The organism is Paraburkholderia sediminicola (genome assembly GCF_046026675.1).
GTDB lineage: Bacteria > Pseudomonadota > Gammaproteobacteria > Burkholderiales > Burkholderiaceae > Paraburkholderia > Paraburkholderia sediminicola_F.
This window is the reverse complement of sequence record NZ_JAQQEY010000001.1, coordinates 1,668,526-1,689,732: the sequence shown is the minus strand read 5'-3', so window position 1 is coordinate 1,689,732 and position 21,207 is coordinate 1,668,526. Positions and strand designations below refer to the sequence as shown.

Below are 21,207 nucleotides of genomic sequence, written 5' to 3'. Positions count from 1 at the left end.
AATAACTTGACCACTACATCACTCTATATCTCGCGGACCAGAGTATTCGGAGTTTTTGCGTATGCGCGTGCGTATATAATGTTTGAAAAAAGATATTCTATTGTTTAGATTCGTGGTCCTATACAGACCATTCGAGTCCTCTCCTGGCACCCCCCTCTTCAAGCGGAACAAAGCACCCCGTTAAGCCTTCGCGCTTCACGGGTTTTTTGTTTTTGGGCTGTCCGGCATACGCAAAAAAGCCTATCGCACCTTGCCTGCACCACCCCAATTAAAACCAGAACTGAACTGCAGCGCCGGCACCCACTTCGCGCATGCCTGAAAACTCAACGCAGCGCCACCAACGGCAAACAGAACCGGAATCAGAAAGTCGTGGCTCACACGGGTAAATTCAAAAACGAGCACCACGGCTGTAATCGGCATTTGCATCGAGGCAGCCAGAAACGCCGTCGCGCCGACAACGGCAAACGCACCTGAAGAAGCACCCGGCCAGAACAGGCTCCAGGCTCCGCCGAGCACGATCGCCAACAACGCGCCATTCGCAAGGCCCGGCGTCAACAAGCCGCCCTCTGCACCCGCACGCAAACTACTCGCGGTGATCACCACCTTCAGCACCAGCAGCATTGCCGCAAGCGCCATCGTCAGGTTGCCATCGAACGCCAGTCCCGCAGGCCCTTTGCCATTGCCGAGCAACTGCGGGAAGTGTATCGCCAGCACGCCGATGATCGCGAAGTTCAACAACGACAACACGGGCAAACGCCAATCCCTGGGCGCCTCTGCACGCGCGCGTTTCGTGAGCTCTGTAAAGCCCCACGCCGCAGCACCGAAAATCGGACCGCACACCACGGACCAGACGACCAGCGATGTACTCACCGTCAACGACGGCACCAGATACTGATGCTCGTTGCCCAGGCCGAATTGCGCGACCAGCGCCGCGACGGCCGATGTCACCGCAGCAGGCACCAAGGCCTTCCAGCCAAACGTGCCCAACAGAACCTCGAGCACGAACACCGCGCCGCCGAGCGGTACGTTGTAGACAGCGGCCAGACCGGCGCCAGCACCGCACGCGACCATGATCCGGCTCTGCTCGACCGATAAGCCCACGCGATGCGAAAGCCAGCCGGCCAGCACCGAACCGATCTCACGCGGCGCGACTTCGCGTCCGAGCGGCGAGCCGAGCGCCACCGTCACGATCTGCAGCAGCGCATGCACGGTGGTGCTCAACACAGGCATACGCGGATCGTCGGATTTGACAGCCTGACGAATGCTCACGAGCGGCCGCCCGGAGCGATACAGCAACCACCAACCGAGCCCGGCCACCAGTCCGCACATCGCGAGGACGAGCACACGCCGCTCAGGCGTGGCATCTGTGACGCCCTCCAGGAAACTCTCGCTGCCGATTACGTGCGTCACGCTGTAGCCGTAAGCGACGTGCTGAATACTGTGCAGCAGCAAGGCGAGCAGCATGCCGCCGAGACCGGCGCCGATCCCCGTCAGCAACGTGACGACGGCCAGTGCCGCAAGTGGATTGCGCGCGCGGCGCCGTGGCTCCGAAGTGATTGATTTGGCTGACATGATGCGTCGAGAGAGGCGAAATTAATGGGATAGCAATCATCTTATTCCGCGCCGCAACATGAATCAAATTGCTTTTTCTACTCGACTGATGCGTCATGCGCATAGATGCGCAAGCACCCGCTTCCCACGACAGAAACGTAAGCATTTGGGCCCATCTGGATCATGCGAGCCGACGACGCGCTGCATCTGTCGGTCCCGTCCTGCTCCTCGTGCGATCTCAGTTCATCGACACGAAAAACATCGACACCACGCAAGCGACGCCGACGAACCATACCAACGAGCGCAACGACGCCAGGTTCGCCACATACAGAACGCCATGCAGCACACGCGCGACGACAAACGTGATCGCCAGCCAGTTGATCCACGGGCTCGAACCCGAACCGCCTGCCTGCCCCGCGACGACGATCGCGGCGGTGAACATCGCCAATGCTTCCCACGCGTTCTGATGCGCAGCGTGAGCACGCGCGCGCCAGCCTTCGAGGCCCGCGAGATAAGCGCGCGGCACGGCATTGTCGTAGCGCTTGCTGACCTTCGCCAGCATGATCCACGGGAACGGCAGCACCACTACGATGAGCAGGCATAAATGCGGAATCGTCATTGGTCAGTCTCCTTGTATGCGCGGCGCGAATGCCGGAGCCGCTGTTATACCCGCCCGCATCCGCCATCGCCAACCTGAATCCCGCGAGTGTCGCCTCTACAGACGCTCGAAATACGGCAGTCAGATTGACCGGATTACCCCCTGCAAACACAAAAATTACATTACAAATAACAAACAATGCATCAAACGCGATTAATACAATAATTACATTAAGCCGACATTCGCCATGCATTGAGATTCGCACCGGAATTCGCTCCAGGGATTAATACGGATAAACGCGGCATCAACCATGCAAGCGTTTAACGCTCGGCGTACACTCGCTCGAAGCCCGCACTACGGGTCGCACGGGGCTGCAGAGCCGCCCGTCGTCAAACACGGGTTATTGGAGACTCAGGAGAACAATCAATGAGCTGGACACGGGAACAGAGAAACGTCACGATCGCCGCCTATCTGGGCTGGACTCTCGACGCATTCGATTTCTTTCTAATGGTGTTCGTATTGAAAGATATCGCGGCGGAATTCAATACAAAAATCCCGACGGTTGCCTTCGGCATTATGCTGACCCTGATAATGCGTCCAGTCGGCGCATTGATTTTCGGCTGGCTCGCTGACAAGTACGGCCGCCGTCCGACGCTGATGGTCAACATCGCGTGCTTCTCGCTGCTGGAATTGCTGTCCGGCTTTTCGCCCAACCTGACCACCCTGCTCGTGCTGCGCGCCCTGTTCGGTATCGCGATGGGCGGCGAATGGGGCGTGGGCGGCGCACTGACGATGGAAACCGTGCCGCCCAAGTCGCGCGGCATCGTCTCGGGTCTGCTGCAGGCCGGCTATCCGAGCGGCTACCTGCTCGCCTCCGTTGTGTTCGGCGTCTTCTATCAATACATCGGCTGGCGCGGCATGTTCTTCGTCGGCGTGCTGCCGGCGTTGCTCGTGCTGTACGTGCGAGCACACGTGCCGGAGTCGCCGGCCTTCAAGACGCTCGAGAAGAAAGTGCGTCCGGGTCTCGTCGCCACGTTGAAGCAGAACATCGGCCTGTCGCTCTACTCGATCGTGCTGATGACCGCATTCAACTTCTTCTCTCACGGTTCGCAGGATCTGTATCCGACCTTCCTGCGCGTGCAGCATGGATTCGACGCGCATACGGTGTCGTGGATCACGATCACGCTGAACATCGGCGCGATTTGCGGCGGCCTGTTCTTCGGCTGGTTCTCGGAGAAGATCGGCCGCAAGCGCGCAATCTTCATCGCCGCCCTGATCGCGTTGCCGGTGTTGCCGCTGTGGGCCTTCTCCACCACGCCTGTGCTGCTCGCGGCCGGTGCCTTCCTCATGCAGATCTCCGTACAAGGCGCATGGGGAGTGATTCCGGTGCACCTGAACGAAATCTCGCCCGATGAAATTCGCGCGACGTTCCCGGGTCTCGTGTACCAACTCGGCAATCTGATCGCGTCGGTGAACGGCCCGCTACAAGCGAGCGCCGCCGAAGCGCACGGCAACAACTACGCGCTGATCATGGCCATCGTGATCGGTATCGTGGCGGTGGTGATCGCCGCGCTGATTCCGTTCAGCCGCGAACGCCGCGGCATCGACATGACACAATCGGCGAAAGAGGTCGCGGCAAGCACCTAAGGAAGTCGTCTCGCGGCACAGCTTTAAGCGTTCGAACTAAACAGCTATTTCGCCGGCGCGTTATCGGGCACAATAGCTACAAAGGCGGCTCGAACCGCCACAAGCAGTAACACAGGCGCCGGGCAAACGCAAAGCAGGATCACGCGAACCCGGCGCCAGAAAACAAACGCAAGGCCAAACACAGGTAGCAAGCAATACGAGGCCGTTCCGATTTCAATCGGAACGGCCTTTTTTATTTCCGCGCGGTTTGACGCACCCGCGCGCATGGAAAAACGGACCTTCGTCAGGTCTTCTAGAGGAGTTAGTCCACACCGAGCCCTTGATCGCAGTCCCGATCCTTCTTTATCCTGAAAAAAACGGCTGTTTCAAATAGTAATTTGAATCGCTTGTTTGCGGGCCGGATGCCCGGCAACTGGGAGACGCAAAATGGCAGTTCGCACAACAGGCCGGCATGCCGGCGACACGAAGTCCCGCATCCTCGACGCCGCCGAAACACTTTTCATCGAATGCGGTTATGAGGCCATGTCTCTGCGCCAGATTACTTCGCGGGCCGAAGTGAATCTCGCGGCAGTCAACTACCACTTCGGCAGCAAGGAATCGCTGATTCACTCGATGCTGTCGCGCCGGCTCGACCGGCTCAACCAGGAGCGGCTCAAGCTGCTCGACCGCTTCGATCAGATGCTCGGCGCGCGTCTGACCTGCGAGCACGTGCTCGGCGCCATGTTCATTCCGGCGCTGCGGCTGTCGCGCGATCCGCGCGTCGGCGGCAAGGCGTTTCTGCGCTTGCTGGGGCGCGCCTACACCGACCCATCCTCATTCATTCGCGACTTTCTGAATGCGCATTACGAATCCGTGGCAGTGCGCTTTTTCGACGCGTTCCAGCGTGCGCTGCCGCATCTGCCGCGTGAAGAACTCGGCTGGCGTCTGCACTTCGCAATCGGCGCGCTGTCCGGGGTGCTGGCCGGCACCGATACCGACAGCCTGATTTCGGAGTTCTCGCAGGGCAAGTCGATGAACGACCTGCAACTGATCGCACGTCTTGCTTCGCTGATGGTCGCCGCGCTGAAAGCGCCCTTGCCCGACGGCTCGCAACTGGCCACGTTTGCCGCCGTGCTGGGCGACGCCACCGAAGGTGCTCCGGAAGGCCAGACGGAAGGCGCGAATCCTGCTGCAGGTATTGCGGGTACGCAGCCGGCGTCAGGCGGATCGAGTGAATCTGGCGGATTCGATTCGTCGGCGCCGGCGGTCTCGGACGGTGAACGCCGTGGTGGCGACGTTGAGGCGAGCTCATTTCAGCCCGCGTTGCACGGTACGGCCTGATTGGAACCGAAGCTGATGCGGGCGGCGCTGCGATGGGCCGTCCGCATGCAAAAACATGAATGAATACCGCATATCCGAGCAGCACGTCTAAGTCCCGCACCTAAACAACGTCACGCTGTCGAATTGAAAAAACGACACGAAAAATGCAGCAGGGGCGCAACGCAAAAGCGTCCTGAGCACGCGACGTAGCAGCAACATCGCCAGATAGAAGACCAACAGAACGCGAGCCGTCCGCGCCCCGTGGATGCGTTCGCACGCACCATCGAAACAGGAGGAAACGTCATGCCGTGGTTCATCCTAGTGCTAATCATTGCCGCTCTTGCGCTCGTCTACGTTCAGGCGCGCGCCTCATGGTGGCTTGCCTTCATGATTGTCTGGGTGGCGGCCGCGCATGTCAGCGGAGCAGCGGGGCTGGCGGCGACAACGTTGCTCGCGATCATTTTCGTCCTCCCCGCCCTCGTCCTCTCGATCAAACCGCTGCGCCGTACGTGGCTCACAAAACCGGTGCTCGACATTTTCCGCAAGATCCTGCCGGAGATGTCGCCGACCGAGCGCGACGCCATCGAAGCCGGCACCGTCTGGTGGGACGCCCAACTGTTCTCCGGACGTCCGCATTGGGACACGCTGCTCGGCTACGGTCCGGCCACACTCTCCGCCGAAGAACAAGCGTTTCTCGATGTCGAATGCGAGCAACTCTGCGATCTCGCGAACGACTGGGAAACCAGCATGGTGTGGCAGGACCTGTCGCCGGAAACCTGGCAGTACATCAAGGAACGCGGCTTTCTGGGGATGATCATTCCGAAGCAGTACGGCGGCAAGCAGTTCTCCGCTTACGCGCATTCTCAGGTCATCATGAAACTCTCCACGCGCTGCTCGGCCGCCGCCGTTTCGGTGATGGTGCCGAACTCGCTCGGCCCGGCCGAGTTGCTGATGCACTACGGCACCGAAGAGCAGAAGAACCACTATCTGCCGCGCCTCGCTCGCGGCGACGATATCCCCTGCTTCGCGTTGACGAGCCCTTACGCCGGCTCCGATGCAGCGGCGATTCCCGATGTCGGCATCGTCTGCAAGGGTACGTTCGAAGGTCGCGAGACGCTGGGTTTTCGCGTCACCTGGGACAAGCGTTACATCACGCTCGGACCGATCGCTACCGTGCTCGGCCTCGCGTTCCGCGCGCTCGATCCGGACCATCTGCTCGGCTCGGAGGAAGAGCCCGGCATCACCTGCGCACTGATTCCGACCGACCATCCGGGCGTCAACATCGGCCGCCGTCACTGGCCGCTTAATGCCGTGTTCCAGAACGGCCCGAACTCGGGCAAAGACGTCTTCATTCCGCTCGACTGGGTGATCGGCGGCCGCGCGCAAGTCGGCAACGGCTGGCGCATGCTGATGGAGTGTCTCGCAGCAGGCCGCGCGATTTCGTTGCCGTCGTCAAATGTGGGGATGGCGAAGATCGCCGTGCGCGGCACCGGTGCCTATGCCGCGATTCGCCGCCAGTTCCGCACCCCCGTCGGCAAGTTCGAGGGCGTGCAGGAAGCGCTCGGCCGCATGGGCGGCAATCTCTACGTGATGGACGCCGCGCGCCGCCTGTCCGCGCATGCGGTGGACCTCGGCGAAAAACCCTCGGTGATTTCGGCGATCGCGAAGTATCACATCACCGAACGCGCCCGCATGGTCATCAACGACGGCATGGACGTCGCCGCCGGCAAGGGCATCTGCATGGGGCCGTCGAACTTCCTTGCGCGTGCCTATCAGCAGGTGCCGATCGCGATCACCGTGGAAGGCGCGAACATTCTCACGCGTTGCCTGATCATCTTCGGGCAGGGAGCGATTCGCTGTCATCCGTATGTGCTGAAGGAAATGGAAGCCACGCGCGAAACGGATCGCAGCAAGGCGCTGCGCGATTTCGATGCGGCCTTCTTCGGCCACGTCAGCTTCACGCTTTCCAATGTGGTGCGCAGTTTCGTTTATGGCGTCACGGGCGGCGCGTTCATCACCAAACCGCGCACGGCGTACGCACCGCTGCTGTCGTACTACCGTGCGGCCACTCGCATCTCGACGGCTTTCGCCTTGCTCGCCGATATCTCCATGTTCGTTCTCGGCGGCGATCTGAAGCGGCGCGAACGCATCTCCGGGCGCCTCGGCGATGTGCTCTCGCAGCTTTACCTGATCTCCGCGACACTCAAACGTTTCGAGGACGAAGGCCGTCAGGAAGAAGATCTGCCGCTGGTGCGCTGGGGCGTCGAAGATTCGCTGTACAAAGCGCAGCACGCGCTCGACGGCGTTCTCGCGAACTACCCGAACCGCCTCGCCGCGGGTCTCGTGCGCGTGCTGGCATTTCCGTTCGGCCTGCCGCATCGCGAGCCGTCCGATCGCCTCGGCACCGAGATCGCGGAATTGATGCAAACGCCGGGCGCGGCACGCAACCGCCTCGTGTCCGACTCGTATGTGCCGCATCCGGATGTCGACGCGCTCGGCTACGGCGAGCTTGTATTCGAGCTGAACCCGCGCTTCACGGAGATCGACCAGAAACTGCGCGACGCGGTCAAACAAGGCCTGCTCGAACCGATGCCGCAGAGCCTGCCGCAACTGGCCGCATGGACCGAGACGGCCCAGCAGAAAGGCCTGATCGACGCCGACGATCGCCGCGTGCTTGAGGACTATGCGAGGTATGGCGCACAAGTCGTGAAGGTCGACGACTTCCCGCCCGACTTCGACATGCTTGCCAATTTGCAAAAGCGCAAGGACGCGCTCGAAAAAGCGCTGGAGCTCGCGGCCTGAGCGCCTTGAAAAAAACATCCAGGCGGGGCGCCCCCAGATGCCCCAAACTGGGTGCACACTGACACACGTTTGAAGTCCCCGATGGGACTTTCTTCGGAGCGTGGCCAGCGGAGCAACAAATAAAATGAACGACTCTTATCTGAACTTCGTCAATTCGCCGTTCGGCGCGCGCCTCGCACGCTCGTTAGGCTTACCGAAGCCCGAGGTGCTGCGCCGCTATCGTGCCGACCGTCCCGAGTTCGACGGACTGATCGCGATCGGCGCGGGCCGCGAACCGCATCTGCTCGATGCGCTCGCGAATCTCGTGACGAGCATCGGTGTGACCAGCGTGGCGCATGAAAGCGCGGGACTGTGGGTGCCGCTCGCGAATCGCCATGGTCTGATGACGGGCCGCTTCGAACCGGCGGAGTCCGGTTCGCACGGCAAGCTCACCGCCCTGCTGTTCGATGCAAGCGGCATCGAAGACAGCAGCCAGCTCGAACCGCTACACGGATTCTTCCACGACACGTTGCGCTCGCTCGGCAAGTGCGGCCGCATCATCGTACTGGGGCGGCCGCCGGAAACCTGCGCGAGCCCTCGCCAATGGACCGCGCAGCGCGCACTCGAAGGCCTCACGCGTTCGCTCGGCAAGGAGGCGCGGCGCGGCATTACCGCAAATCTCGTCTACGTGGAGCAAGGCGCCGAGAACGGTATCGAAGCAACGTTGCGCTTCTTTCTATCGCCGCGCTCCGCGTATGTGTCGGGCCAGGTGGTGCGCATCGGCGTGCGCCCCGGCGCCGATGCCTTGCCGGCGTTCGACTGGAATCAGCCGCTCGCGGGCCGGCGTGCTGTCGTGACCGGAGCGGCGCGCGGCATCGGCGCATCGATCGCGAGCGTGCTTGCTGCGGAAGGCGCGCACGTGATCGGCATCGACATTCCGTCGGCGCGCGACGCGCTCGACTCGACCATGCGCCAGTTGAACGGCACCGCCCTCGCTTTCGACATCGCCGCGCCCGAAGCGCCCGCGCAGATCGCCGCGGCGCTCGACGAACAGGGCGTGGATATCGTCGTGCACAACGCTGGCATCACGAAAGACAAAACCATCGCGAAGATGACCGACGCCGCGTGGCAAAGCGTAATCGACATCAACCTGTCCGCGCAGGAGCGGATCGACGACGCCCTGCTCGCGGCAGGCATTCTGCGCGACGGTGGCCGCATCGTCGGCGTGTCGTCGATCAGCGGCATTGCCGGCAATCTCGGCCAGACCAATTACGCCGCGTCAAAAGCCGGCGTGATCGGCCGGGTGCAAAGCATGGCGCCGCATCTTCGCGCGCGCGGCATCACGATCAACGCGGTCGCGCCCGGCTTTATCGAAACGCAGATGACCGCGAAGATTCCGCTGGCCATCCGCGAAGCCGGCCGCCGGATGAACTCGATGAGCCAGGGCGGTCAGCCAGTGGATGTCGCGCAGACCATCGCGTGGCTCGCGCATCCGGGATCGGCGGGCGTGAGCGGCCAGATCGTGCGCGTGTGCGGACAAAGCCTGATTGGAGCGTGAGCATGGGTGAACCGGGTGATCCGTTCCGGGGTGGTCACGCAGCGGGCGCGGCCCGTCCGAAGACCGTCGTCATCGAAGAATTACCCGCGCCGGCGAAGCTGTACGGGCGCGCGTTGTCCGGTATCGTCAAACGCGGGCGCGACGCGCACCTGCCGGCGTTGCGCCTCGTGCGCCCTGCCGTGCTGCTCGATCCCGGGTCGATCTGGCGTTATTCGCGGGTCTGCGGCTTCATCCCCGAACACGGCGTGCCGGTCACGTATCCGCATCTGCTCGCTTTCCCGCTGCATCTGCTGATGCTGACCGACCCGGCGTTTCCCTGGCCGGCGCTCGGCCTCGTGCATCTGGCGAACCACGTGCGGCTGCGCCGCCCGCTTAACTATAAGGACATGTTGCGCGTCGAGGTGGAATTCGGCGCGCTGCTGCGTCACGACAAGGGCCAGGCGTTCGTGCTGCATACCCGCATGTACCGCCGCGGCGAAGCGGTTTGGGACGGCGACAGCGTCTATCTGAAACGCGGCGTGACGGCGAGCGGCAGTCCGCTCGATCCGCTGGAACTCGGGCGCGACGCGCTGGAACGCATCTCGCGCTGGCAACTGCCGCCGCAACTGGGCCGCGACTATGCGCGCGTGTCCGGCGACTACAACCCGATTCACCTCACCGCCCTATCCGCGAAGGCATTCGGCTTTCCGCGTGCGATTGCACATGGCATGTGGACGCTGGCGCGCGCCGCCGCCGCGCTGCAACCGCCGAAACCGCTCGCCGAGGCTACGTTGAGTGCCGAATTCAAATTGCCGATGCTGCTGCCGGGCGAAGCGTCGCTCTGGAGCGCATCGCCCTCGCTGATCGAGCGCGACATCGAGGTACGCGACATTGCCGGAGAAAAGCCGCATTTGCGCGGCCGTATGCAGTGGAAGCTGCTATGAGGGACGCACAGGTACGCACATGTTTTCGTCACAGTACGGGACTCACCATTCGTCTCATTCGCACCGTTCAATAACCAGGGAACGACCCAAAGGAGCCAAGCATGTCCAACCCGCTGCCCGCCGTGCGCCGCGTCGCCATCGTCGGCGGCAACCGGATTCCGTTTGCCCGCTCGAACACTGCTTACGCGACCGCGTCGAACCAGGACATGCTGACCTTCACGCTGCAAGGCCTGATCGACCGCTACAACCTGCACGGCGAACGTCTTGGCGAAGTGGCGGCCGGCGCCGTCATCAAGCATTCGCGCGATTTCAACCTGACGCGTGAATCCGTGCTGTCCACCACGCTCGCCAAAGAGACGCCCGCCTACGATGTGCAGCAGGCCTGCGGCACCGGGCTGGAAGCGGCGATTCTTGTCGCCAACAAGATCGCTCTCGGGCAGATCGAAGCGGGCATCGCGGGCGGTGTCGATACGACCTCCGACGCACCGATCGGCGTCAACGAGCGCATGCGCAAGATCCTGCTTGAAGCGAATCGCGGCAAGAGCACCGGCCAACGTGTCAGTGCGCTGAGCAAACTGCGGCCGGGCATGTTTTTCAAGCCGCTTTTGCCGCGTAACGGCGAGCCGCGCACAGGGCTTTCGATGGGCGAGCATTGCGAGTTGATGGCCAAGCGCTGGAACATCTCGCGCGAAGCGCAGGACGTGCTCGCTTACGAAAGTCATCGCAAGCTCACCGAGGCGTACGCACGCGGCTTCGTCAACGATCTTATGACACCGTATCGTGGCCTTGCGCGCGACAACAATCTGCGTTCCGACCTGACGCTCGAAAAACTCTCCGGTCTAAAGCCGGTATTCGATCGCGACGCGGGCACGCTGACCGCCGGCAATTCGACACCGCTGACCGACGGCGCCTCCGTCGTGCTGCTCGCGAGCGAGGAATGGGCGGCCAAACACGGCCTGCCGGTGCTGGCGTATCTGAGCTGGTCCGAAACCGCCGCCGTCGACTTTTTCGACAAGAAGGAAGGCCTGCTGATGGCGCCCGCCTACGCCGTGCCGCGCATGCTGGCGCGCGCCGGGCTCACCTTGCAGGACTTCGATCTATACGAAATTCACGAAGCCTTCGCGGCGCAAGTGTTGTGCACGCTCGCGGCGTGGCAGGATGACGAGTATTGCCGCACGCAGCTCGGTTTGCCTCGCCCGCTCGGCGCGATCGATCGGGCAAAATTGAATGTGAATGGCAGCTCGCTCGCCACCGGCCATCCATTTGCCGCCACGGGCGGTCGTATCGTCGCCGGACTCGCGAAAATGCTCGCGCAACTCGACAAGCCGGCCGGCACCGCGCGCGGACTGATCTCGATCTGTGCGGCGGGCGGCCAGGGCCTGGTGGCAATTCTGGAACGCTGAGCGTCACACTTGCCTCGGCGCGTGTTTCAATGAATGCCTTGTTTCGAAGACTGCAGCAAGGACCGTTTTGATTGCCGCCTTGATGACTTCAATGACTGGCTGCAAGACCAGCATACAAACCGATGAAGCGACTGCTTCAGGAGACGACCGATGACCCAGCCCACGCAAGTCCCGCTCTCGCCCGCCGCCGGGCCCACACCGCTCGCGAATGCAGCGGACCCGGTGCCCAGTCAGACGGCGAATCGCGCGCCCAACACCGACGGCATCTGGTACGCGTCATATCCGGCAGACGTGCCACATGAGATCGACGTCAACCAGTACGAATCGGTCGTGCAGTTCTTCGACGAATGCATCGCGCAGTTTCGCGAGCGCGTCGCGTATGTGAGCGTCGGCGCGAACATGACGTATGGCGAGCTCGGCCGCAAGGCGGCCGCGTTTGCCGCGTATCTGCAAAGCGTCGGCGTGAAACCTGGCGAACGTGTCGCGATCATGCTGCCGAATACGTTCCAGTATCCGGTCTCGCTGTTCGGCGTGCTCAAGGCGGGCGGCGTGGTGGTCAACGTGAATCCGCTCTACACGGTGCGTGAACTCGCGCATCAGTTGAAGGACAGCGGCGCGCAAACCATCATCGTGTTCGAGAACTTCGCGAAGACCGTCGAAGACGCGCTGCCCGGCACCAAAATACAGAACGTTGTCGTGACGGGTCTCGGCGATCTGCTCGCCGACGGCCTGAATCTGAAGGGACGTCTGCTCAATTTCATGTTGCGCCATGTGAAGAAGATGGTGCCGGAATACAAGCTGCCGAAAGCGGTGCCGCTGCTCGAGGCGCTCTCGATCGGTTACACGCGGCCGCTGACGCTCGTGCGTCCCACGCACAACGACATCGCCTTCCTGCAATACACCGGCGGCACCACGGGCGTGGCCAAAGGCGCAATGCTCACGCACAGGAACATTATCGCCAACCTGCTTCAGGCGAAGGTATGGTCCGAGGGTCAGTTGAGCGGCGACATCGAAACGGTGCTCACGCCGCTGCCGCTCTATCACATCTATTCGCTGACGGTGAACGCGCTGATCTTCATGGGTCTCGGCGGACGCAACATCCTGATTGCCAATCCGCGCGACATGAAGCGCGTGATGATGATCATCCGTCACGAGAAATTTACCGGTATCACAGCGGTGAACACGCTCTATAACGCGTTCCTCGACAACGAAGAGTTCTGCAAGCGCGACTTCTCGAACCTGAAACTCGCGATGGCCGGTGGCATGGCCACGCAGAAGTCAGTCGCCGATCGCTTCAAGGCGGTCACCGGCAAGCCGATCATCGAAGGCTATGGGCTGACCGAATGCTCGCCGATCGTGTCGATGAATCCGGTGGACCTGACCAATCTGCGCGACTTCGAAGGCTCGATCGGTTTGCCCGCGCCGTCCACGCAAGTACGTTTCAGGAAAGACGACGGGACGTGGGCAAATATCGGTGAAGCCGGCGAACTGTGCGTGAAGGGTCCGCAGGTGATGAAAGGCTACTGGAATCGCCCGGAAGAAACCGCCAAGGCGATCGACGACGACGGCTGGCTCGCCACCGGCGACATCGGCGTGATGGATTCGCGTGGCTTCATCCGTCTGATCGACCGGAAGAAAGACATGATCCTTGTGTCGGGCTTCAACGTCTATCCGAACGAGGTCGAAGACGTAATCGCGATGCTTCCGGATGTGCGCGAAGTCGCCGCAATCGGCGTGCCCGATGCGGCGCAAGGCGAGCGCGTGAAGGTGTTCATCGTCAAGCGCAATCCGTCGCTGACCGCTGAACAGGTGATCGCCCACTGCCGCAAGAACCTCACCGGGTACAAGGTGCCGAAGCTCGTCGAGTTCCGCGACGAGCTGCCGCAAACCAACGTCGGCAAGATTCTGCGCCGCGCGCTACGCGACGAGGAACTCGCGAAGCAAAAACCTGCCTGACAGGCAAGGCGCCTTGCGCCATCCTTTCGGAGAGATTCATGAAGCACAGCATGTCCGCACGCTCACGCCGCTCGCCGGCCTTCATGCGCCTAGCCCGTTTTTCGTCGGAGACCGCCACATTGGGTGCGTCTCTCGCCGCTTCATTGCGTGCGGTTTCGTCACGGGGACTGCTGATCGGCGCGCTGGTGGCCAGCGTCGCCGGGCTGGCAACGCCGCCGGCGTTCGCGCAGAACGACGACACGCCGCCCGCGCTCGACACCGCCAGCGCCGTCAAGGCGCCCACCACGCCGTCCTCGCAGGTCGGCAAGCTCACGCTCGATCAGCAGGTCAAGTGGCTGCGCGCCGCGCAACAGAGCGGGGCCATGGAGAAGCTCGACGACGCGCAACTGGTCGCCCTGTTCCAGTCACTCGATCCGCTTGCGTTGCCGCGCTACATCAAGGAAGGACCAAACGGTTTTCCGTCATACGAGTTCACGATGTCGCGCTCGGAACGCATTCACGGCCAGTGGCCCGACAAGCCCGATCACATGCTGGTGCGCATTGCCCACGACCCGCTGCGAATCTACGCAAAGTGGCTGCCCGACGGTGCGCACGCCGGGCAGGAAATCATCTACGACGAGTCCAAACGCACCGACGAAATGTATGGCCACCTCGGCGGCATCATGAATGTGATGCCGCTGTGGACCTCGCTGAACGGCGCCCTCGCCCGTGCGCAATCGAACCACCAGGTGCGCGATCTCGGCACCGAGTACATTGCCGGCCAGTACCTCTCTGAAGGCAAGAAATACATCGAGGCCGGCTTGCCGCGCTCGACCCAGGTGGAAGTGAAAACGATCGACGGCGTGCGCGTGGTCGCCTTCACCTTCGAAACGCCGAACGGCCAGCCGCAGTTCTATGCGAAGAAAGAAACGCTCGGGCTGGATCTGCGGCACCCGTATTTCCGCACCGTCGAGTCTTATGACAACGACGGCAAGATCTTCGAGAAAATCGTCTTCGAAAACATCACGCCGAGAACGTTCGACGACTCGGTCTTCGATCCGAAGAACAAGGCTTATAAGTTCTAAGGTTTTAGCGGATAAAGCGTGGGGTCAGCGCGAAAGCGACATGCGCGACGGGCCCCGCGCCCTGCTCGTGACTATGCTCGACCAGGTGGCCTACGCGGGTGGCAAGTTCCCTGAGCACGAAGTAATCGGATGCGCGTGTGAGGCCGATCAGCGACGCAGGCGATTGCGCGGACGTCTGCCTGAAACGCAGGGCAAGTGTCGTGTACCAGAGCGCGCCGATGTCGTCACCGGCTTCGAAGACGGGCAGCTTCATGTGTGCCACGTAGGCGGCGAATGCGGGGCCGCCGGCGAGCGTGGAATCGATCACGGCAAACGTGTCGCGGCGATCGGCTGCATCGGCGAGCCACGGCCACGCGCCCCCTGCCGCGGTCGAAAGCCATGCGCCGGTCATCATGAAAGCGCGTCGGTCCATTTCCTGTTCACCTCGCTCAGTGACTCACGCGCCTCACGTGTAACCCCGCCGGTCGCGCCACGCCGCCGGCCAGATCCCCTGCTTACCCGGCGCGAGAATGCCGTTCGGGTCGAGTGCGTCCTTGATCGTTTCCGAAAGCCGCAGCAACGCACCGTCGTTGAAACTGTACTGCGCCGCCGCGAAATCCATATACGCGAGATGCGCGCGATATTCGCCGTAACCCGCCGCGCGCGCATCGCTCATCAACGAGCGCAATAAAGCACCCGCCTGCTCGACCTGATTCGCGTCGTCGCGGTCGAAGATCGCCGCGAAGATGTGATGCAGATGGCGCACGCCCGCCGTAAAACCGCCGTAGTAATCGAAGCCGTATTCCGCCGCGCGCGTCTTGACCATCGTATATTGACGCAGCGCATCGCGACCGGTTGCTGGGCACACCGGCGCGAAGTCCACATGCGCGCCCGCGCCGCCGCGCCAGTCGAGCATACGAAATGCGCTCATCGCGGGGATACCGGCCAGGTTGCGATCGCCGCCCGCGGTGGGTTGCGCATCGCCCTTATAACGAACCGCCGACAGTTTCGCCTGTGGCACACGAGCGAACGCGCGCTGCACGATCGCATAACGCGCGTCGATCAATTCAGGCGTGCCGTATAGCGCGAAATGAAGATTCCATCGGCCCACGTTCAGCTTGTCGAGCATGGCCGCCACCGCGCTTTCGGGCATCGCGCCTTTGCCTTCGTACCACTGCTGACGGGCCGACAGTCCCGCGGCCCGGCGCAAGCCACCTTCGATCACCGCATTGTTGCGGATCGTTTCATCGAGCCGCAATGGCCGCAAAATATCGACGATCGTTTCGAGATCCTCGTCGTGCCGGAACTGGATTTCGCCGAGCAGATACGCGGGCGGAGCTGGCATCAGCCAGACACCGAGCTTGGTGACGATGCCGTAGTTCGACTGCATGAACATCGCATCGAAGGAAGGCCCAAAGCCCGGTTGATACAGCTGCCACGCGGTGCCGGTTTCGATTCCGCCCATCCCGGTTCGCAACACGTCGCCGTTGGCGAGCACCACTTCCATGCCGCACTGCGTCGCCGCATGATCGCCGTATGCGGTATAGCCGAAGCCGCGCTCGAGCGTATTGCCGACCACGCTGCCCCAACCCGCCGCTGGCGGATCGACCCAGAGCTTGTAGCCTTTTTCGCGCAAATGCGCGTAAAGATCGAAGTAGCTGACGCCCGGTTCGACCAACGCGTAGGCGAGCGTTTCGTTCACTTCGATGATGCGATTCATCCGCTGGAGATCGAGCACGACTGAACCCGCCAGCCGCGGCGCGGCGCCACCGTACGCGAAGTTGCGTCCAGTCGAGACCGTCCACAACGGAATGCGAAATTGATTGGCAATCCGCAACACTGCGCGAATCTCGTCGACCGACGCGGGCAGCAACGCGGCCGACGCGGAGAACGCTTCGCGCTCGCCGGGCGCGAACGGGTCGAGGTATGCGGCGAGCCCGGCAGTCGAGGTCACTACGTGCGACTCGCCGACGATCGCGCGCCAGCCGGCGAGCGCGCGATCGAACCCGGCGGCGGAAACTTTCGGCGGCAAGCTACGCGTCAAAGCATCTCCTTTGCGGCGATACGTGTGTGCGGCGGCAAGCTAGCGGTGCATCCCACCGCCACCACCGCCGTGCGACATGCCGCCCCACATGTGCGTCGACCCGCCGCCGTGCCAGCCACGCCCGCCCATTCCATATGATCCGCGCCCATAACGCACATGATCCATGTGATGAAAATGATGAAAGCGGTCGACGAAAATGACCGACACGCCGCCAAACAACACCGGCGGCCCCCAGTACCACGGATCGTAGTAATACACCGGCGCCGGCGCCATCGCCTGTGCGGCGGCATCGTCTTCGACGATCTGCCAGCTGCCGTCGGGCTGCTGGCACGCGCGGCCGCTGACTTGCTGCATGACGCCGTCGATTTCCGCCTGACCCACCACAAAACGGCAGGTCGACGTGTCAGTCGACGGCGCATTCGCATTCGCATCCGATTGCGCTTCGACCGGCGCCGCGTAAGCGGCGCACAGGCACAGACACGCTACGCCGAAACGCAGCCCCGTGCCGAACTGATGAGAAGTAAGCATGATTTCGCTGCCTCGACGCGCCGGCGTTGCGACTCGCAAAAAGCGTATCGACACCGTAAAGACCCCGTCGGTTTGCCTCGCACGAGACCGTGCCGTACCAGCGCGCTGCAAGGCGGGACAGCATGATCCTGCATCGAGTAAACGTAGCGCCGCTCGGCGCTATTCCGACGGCGCGCGCGAATGCACAGCGTTTCTGTTACCACGTGTTGCAGCGAAATCCGATGGTGTTTTTACCGTGCGCTCAGTGTTACTGCCAGGCCTCCGGTTTGCCGCCTAGCGCGCTGCACACTTCGATAGCAATCGAGCGCAGCTTGTCTTCCGAAATCGGCCCGGACAACGCGTAGCCCATACGGTCGCTGACCCAGTAGAAGGTCCGGCGGTTACCGTCGCGGAACAGGCGGAATGCGGTTTCGTCGCGAGCAATTCCGGTGATGTACAGCGTGAGGCGCGCGCCGCTGGTATTTTCGTACATGAACTGCGCGGCCGGTCCTGCTTCGCCGGGCAACAAACGCCCCCCCACCAGCGAGTAACCGTACTCCTGCAATGACGGCACCGACAGCGGCCGGTTCAGGCGTTTGGACAGCCAGTTGATCAGATGCTCTTCCTCGTTCGCGGCGACTTCGACGGGGTGACGCCGCTCGGGCGTGTACACCGCGTAGGCGATATCGGCGCGCTCGGCAAAGCTCGGCGGCTGGCCGCCTAACCCGTTCCACGCGCCGCCCGTCAGACGCGGGGCGAGCGGCCCCAACGCGAGCGCGAGACCCGCGCCGGCCGCGAGCCAGCATGCCGCGAGGCCGGCGCGTTGCCACCATGGCGTCGGCCGCCGCACCACGATGAAGGCCGGTTCGTCGTCAGCGTCGCTCTGTCCGACGCTCTCGCTACGTTGGCTGTGCTGCGGCGCGCCACACAGCACCTGCAGCGCCGCTTTCTGCGCACGCCACGCGGCCACTCTCGCGGCAGCCTGCGGCTGCTGCGCCAGTTGTGCCTCGATCGCGGCGCGCTCCTCAGGCGGCAATTCGCCGTCGACAAACGCCGACAGCGCTCGCAGATCGGGCCCTTCAGGCAAGCTGGAATCGTGGTCGTTATTCATCACGGATTTCTCACTACTTTCAGCGGCGGGACTTTTCGCGCCAACCCCACAGCGCCCCCTTCAACCGGCCCCTCCGTCATCAGCACGCGCATATGTTCCCGCGCGCGCGACAGCCGCGACATCACCGTGCCGATCGGCACGCCGAGCGCTTTCGACGTTTCCTGATAAGACAGTTCCTCCACACAAACGAGCAGCAGCACTTCCCGCTGCTCGACCGGCAGGCAATACAGCGCGCGTTGCAGATCACGCAACACCAGACCGTCGACCTCGCCATGCGGCGCTTCGAGATTGCGCCACGGCGCGCTTTCATCGTCGACGGCAATCTCGCGGCGGCCGCGCAACTGATCGATGTAAAGATGCCGCAGGATCGTCAGGAGCCACGCACGCAGGTTGCTGTTCGGACGGAACGCCGACCAGCGCGCAAGCGCGCGCTCCGCCGTATCCTGCACGAGGTCGTCGGCCCATGCGCGGTCTCCCGTCAGTGCGCGCGCATAGCGGCGCAACTGCGGGAGCCACGAAATCACTTCCGTTTCGAAACTCACCCGACGTGGCAATGCTCAGTAGCCGCCGCCACTGCCAGTGTTACTGCTGGCGCCCGAGGCGCCGCTGTCGGTGGTGCAGCCGCTCGTTGCGAGCGAGCCTAGCGCGAGCGCCAGCAGCACGAAGGTGGCGGAAAGAATGCGGGATACTTTCATGGTCAGTCTCCTGATGAGCGCCCGGCCGGCGCCTGCGAACCGGGGATCCGATCGGCCACGTGCGAAATGCAACGCTGCCATGCCTGACTTAACGTGGGCAGGCCGTGATTTATTCCATGTGCAGCACCGGCACGAGCTATCTTTTTCCGCCACCGGTGAAAGCGCGATTCGTCGGCAGATTCGTAACTCAACGTTACAGCTAATAGTTATCAGATGCTTATGTCCGCGCAAGCCGTTATAGTGGACGCAGTTCGCCCGCCGACGCGTTCTGCCCCCACACAGGGTAGAATCGCGGCGAACAACCGTCTTTCTAACCTGAATTGTCCATGGCTTCCGCAGAATCGCATCCGCAAAACGACTTCATGAACGCTGCGCGCAAAGAACGAAAGCGCGTCGAGATCTATCTTGTCAACGGCATTCGCCTGACGGGGTGCATCGAGTCGTTCGATCAGTATCTGGTGATGCTGCGCACGCCTGTCGGCCTGCAAGGCATTTACAAGCGCGCGATCTCGACGATCCAGCTCGATACCGGCACGCGTCCGGCGCCGCGCGCCGGGGGGCGGCCTTCGCACGGCGAGCACACCACGCGTGGCCCGCACGGCTCGCGTGAACCGCGCGATCACCGTGAGCCGCGTGAACCGCGCGAGTCGTATGGCGCGCCGTCTTCGGATCGCCCGGCGTCCGATCGTAGCAGCAGCACGTCTGACGGTCCGGTGGTCGTAACGCGCCGCCGGCGTCTGTTCGGCACGGGCGGCGGCGACGGCGGCAACCATGGCGGCGGTAACCATGGCGGCGGCAATCATGGTGGTAATGGTGGCGCCGGCGGTGGCACCAGCGGCGGCAACGAATAAAGCGCTGCCCTAGCGGCCGGCTAATCCGACGGATGGCCGAGCCGCTGCAAGATTTTCTCCAGCCGCATCACTTGCAAGTCCGTCAGCTCGAATCCACATTTGACCGCCAGCACGCGGCGCCGCCAGTACACGGCGTCCAGCATGCGTAGCGCCGGTTGTCGTGTTGCCCAATCCAGATGTTCCAGTTCGGCCTCCACCACGTGTGAGGCGTTGAAGCGCTGCGCGCGCGCAGGGTTTTTTCGGTCCATGTCGTTCGCTGCCTTGTTGTTCGCTGCTTCTGTTTGCTCCCCTCCCGAGCTTGGACGTTGCCCGTTCACGGTATGCCGTGTTTTTTTGCCGGGCTGTGTGGCCGGCGGATGCTATTTGTTGTCAGGCGACACTCGGAGAACGACTTGATGCGGGTTGGTTTTAAGTTTTGTTTTTTGCTTGTTGTTTTCTGGTTTTGTTTTTTTGGGGTTTGAAGGAAATGCTTACGGTGGGGGGGACCTGGGCGTTCGGCTGATGCTCGGCCAAGGGCGCTTTGCGCTATGCTGAGTTGTCGGGTCTCTTCTAATGGAGCTTGTCATGACCAAGCAGAAGCAACATGTATCTCATCCTAAGGAAGCGGCGCAGGCGCCCGCTGAGTCAGCGGATAGTCGGCTCGATGAGGCTCTCGAAGAAAGCTTTCCTGCTAGTGATCCAATCGCAGTCGATATGAGTGAGCCGCGGCACTCGCCTGTGGATGAAGTGCCTTCGGCGGGGAAGAAAGGGCATTAGATGCGGGTTTTTTGCCTCGCCGGGCGTGTGTTTTGGTGGGGCGCCTGGGGTGTTGGCCTTTCCTTGAATTGCTAGTGGTCTATTAGCGTTGCCCCTGTGCAGGGCGGCACTTACTTTCTTTGCCGCCGCAAAGAAAGATAAGCAAAGAAAGCGGCTCAAACCGCTCATGCTAAGCGGGAACCGTGGCCTGCAAGTGGTAGTGGCTCCGTAGAATCCGGGCTCGTGCACCTTCCGGCGCTTGTGACAAAGGTGTCATCAGCTCCCACTCCGCACTGTGGGCGTCGCGGACAGGTATGCATGGGAAACCAGGGGCGCGGGAATGTCTGTTCGTGCGGTAGGGGTGCTTCAGGAACGAGGCTTTTTACTGCGGGGATAGGTGACTTGCGTTACTGAACGGCGTGTACGTCTGGTTTGTATGTTCAGCTTGTACGTTCGATGGGGTGGGCGGCGCTTTCAAAGCCGCCTTGCCCGCCCATCTTCCGGT

Annotated in this window: 19 protein-coding genes; 10 read left to right on the top strand and 9 right to left on the bottom strand. The window is 62.4% G+C overall.

The features are described from left to right. Positions 1-240: 240 nt before the first annotated feature. Complete coding sequence (locus PQQ86_RS07265) at positions 241-1,572, bottom strand: chloride channel protein (RefSeq protein ID WP_408265555.1); 1,332 nt, start codon at positions 1,570-1,572, stop codon at positions 241-243. 217 nt (positions 1,573-1,789) lie between these two features. Beyond that, a complete protein-coding gene (locus PQQ86_RS07260) occupies positions 1,790-2,170 on the bottom strand; it encodes an MAPEG family protein (RefSeq protein ID WP_408265554.1) in 381 nt (126 codons plus the stop codon). A 405-nt stretch (positions 2,171-2,575) separates the two neighbouring features. Between PQQ86_RS07260 and PQQ86_RS07255 the strand changes: the two genes are divergently transcribed. The 8 genes from PQQ86_RS07255 (at position 2,576) to PQQ86_RS07220 (ending at position 14,780) form a co-directional block, all read left to right on the top strand. Next, entirely contained in the window at positions 2,576-3,796 is a 1,221-nt protein-coding gene (locus tag PQQ86_RS07255) for an MFS transporter (protein WP_408265553.1), read from the top strand. A gap of 426 nt (positions 3,797-4,222) precedes the next feature. Continuing rightward, on the top strand, positions 4,223-5,116 hold the full coding sequence (locus tag PQQ86_RS07250) for a TetR/AcrR family transcriptional regulator (protein WP_408265552.1): 894 nt from the start codon (positions 4,223-4,225) through the stop codon (positions 5,114-5,116). Between the two features lie 282 nt (positions 5,117-5,398). Continuing rightward, the gene (locus tag PQQ86_RS07245) at positions 5,399-7,897 is read left to right on the top strand and encodes an acyl-CoA dehydrogenase (protein ID WP_408265551.1); all 2,499 of its coding nucleotides are present in this window, start codon (positions 5,399-5,401) and stop codon (positions 7,895-7,897) included. A 124-nt stretch (positions 7,898-8,021) separates the two neighbouring features. Beyond that, a complete protein-coding gene (locus PQQ86_RS07240) occupies positions 8,022-9,434 on the top strand; it encodes a 3-oxoacyl-ACP reductase (protein ID WP_408265550.1) in 1,413 nt (470 codons plus the stop codon). A 2-nt stretch (positions 9,435-9,436) separates the two neighbouring features. Beyond that, a complete protein-coding gene (locus PQQ86_RS07235) occupies positions 9,437-10,357 on the top strand; it encodes a MaoC/PaaZ C-terminal domain-containing protein (protein ID WP_408265549.1) in 921 nt (306 codons plus the stop codon). Positions 10,358-10,458: 101 nt separating this feature from the next. After that, positions 10,459-11,760, top strand: coding sequence for an acetyl-CoA C-acetyltransferase (locus PQQ86_RS07230; protein ID WP_408265548.1), 1,302 nt, complete (start codon positions 10,459-10,461; stop codon positions 11,758-11,760). Positions 11,761-11,910: 150 nt separating this feature from the next. Next, positions 11,911-13,716, top strand: a complete 1,806-nt coding sequence (locus PQQ86_RS07225) for an AMP-binding protein (RefSeq protein WP_408265547.1) — start codon at positions 11,911-11,913, stop codon at positions 13,714-13,716. A gap of 38 nt (positions 13,717-13,754) precedes the next feature. After that, positions 13,755-14,780: a DUF1571 domain-containing protein gene (locus PQQ86_RS07220; protein ID WP_408265546.1), complete on the top strand. Its 1,026-nt coding sequence runs from the start codon at positions 13,755-13,757 to the stop codon at positions 14,778-14,780. A gap of 4 nt (positions 14,781-14,784) precedes the next feature. Here the strand turns inward: PQQ86_RS07220 and PQQ86_RS07215 are convergent, their stop codons facing one another. The 6 genes from PQQ86_RS07215 to PQQ86_RS07190 all read right to left on the bottom strand — a co-directional run bounded on the left by PQQ86_RS07215 (position 14,785) and on the right by PQQ86_RS07190 (position 19,116). Beyond that, positions 14,785-15,192, bottom strand: coding sequence for a hypothetical protein (locus PQQ86_RS07215; RefSeq protein ID WP_408265545.1), 408 nt, complete (start codon positions 15,190-15,192; stop codon positions 14,785-14,787). Positions 15,193-15,225: 33 nt separating this feature from the next. After that, on the bottom strand, positions 15,226-16,803 hold the full coding sequence (locus tag PQQ86_RS07210) for an FAD-binding oxidoreductase (protein ID WP_408265544.1): 1,578 nt from the start codon (positions 16,801-16,803) through the stop codon (positions 15,226-15,228). Positions 16,804-16,842: 39 nt separating this feature from the next. Then, a complete protein-coding gene (locus PQQ86_RS07205; RefSeq protein WP_408265543.1) occupies positions 16,843-17,331 on the bottom strand; it encodes a hypothetical protein in 489 nt (162 codons plus the stop codon). Between the two features lie 247 nt (positions 17,332-17,578). Beyond that, complete coding sequence (locus PQQ86_RS07200) at positions 17,579-18,421, bottom strand: anti-sigma factor (protein ID WP_408265542.1); 843 nt, start codon at positions 18,419-18,421, stop codon at positions 17,579-17,581. Beyond that, a complete protein-coding gene (locus PQQ86_RS07195) occupies positions 18,421-18,963 on the bottom strand; it encodes an RNA polymerase sigma factor (protein ID WP_408265541.1) in 543 nt (180 codons plus the stop codon). The genes PQQ86_RS07200 and PQQ86_RS07195 overlap by 1 nt, the downstream gene beginning before the upstream one ends. Positions 18,964-18,978: 15 nt before the next feature. Beyond that, positions 18,979-19,116 (bottom strand): hypothetical protein, encoded by a 138-nt coding sequence (locus tag PQQ86_RS07190; protein ID WP_408265540.1) that lies wholly within the window; start codon positions 19,114-19,116, stop codon positions 18,979-18,981. A gap of 326 nt (positions 19,117-19,442) precedes the next feature. On the opposite strand from PQQ86_RS07190, the gene hfq reads away from it, so the two are divergent. Further along, positions 19,443-19,967 carry an RNA chaperone Hfq gene (hfq, locus tag PQQ86_RS07185; protein ID WP_408265539.1) on the top strand — a complete coding sequence of 175 codons (525 nt, stop codon included), beginning with the start codon at positions 19,443-19,445 and terminating at the stop codon, positions 19,965-19,967. 20 nt (positions 19,968-19,987) lie between these two features. Here hfq and PQQ86_RS07180 read toward each other — a convergent pair whose 3' ends face one another. Then, complete coding sequence (locus PQQ86_RS07180; protein WP_408265538.1) at positions 19,988-20,215, bottom strand: hypothetical protein; 228 nt, start codon at positions 20,213-20,215, stop codon at positions 19,988-19,990. Positions 20,216-20,531: 316 nt separating this feature from the next. Between PQQ86_RS07180 and PQQ86_RS07175 the strand changes: the two genes are divergently transcribed. After that, a complete protein-coding gene (locus tag PQQ86_RS07175) occupies positions 20,532-20,723 on the top strand; it encodes a hypothetical protein (RefSeq protein ID WP_408265537.1) in 192 nt (63 codons plus the stop codon). Positions 20,724-21,207: the final 484 nt, after the last annotated feature.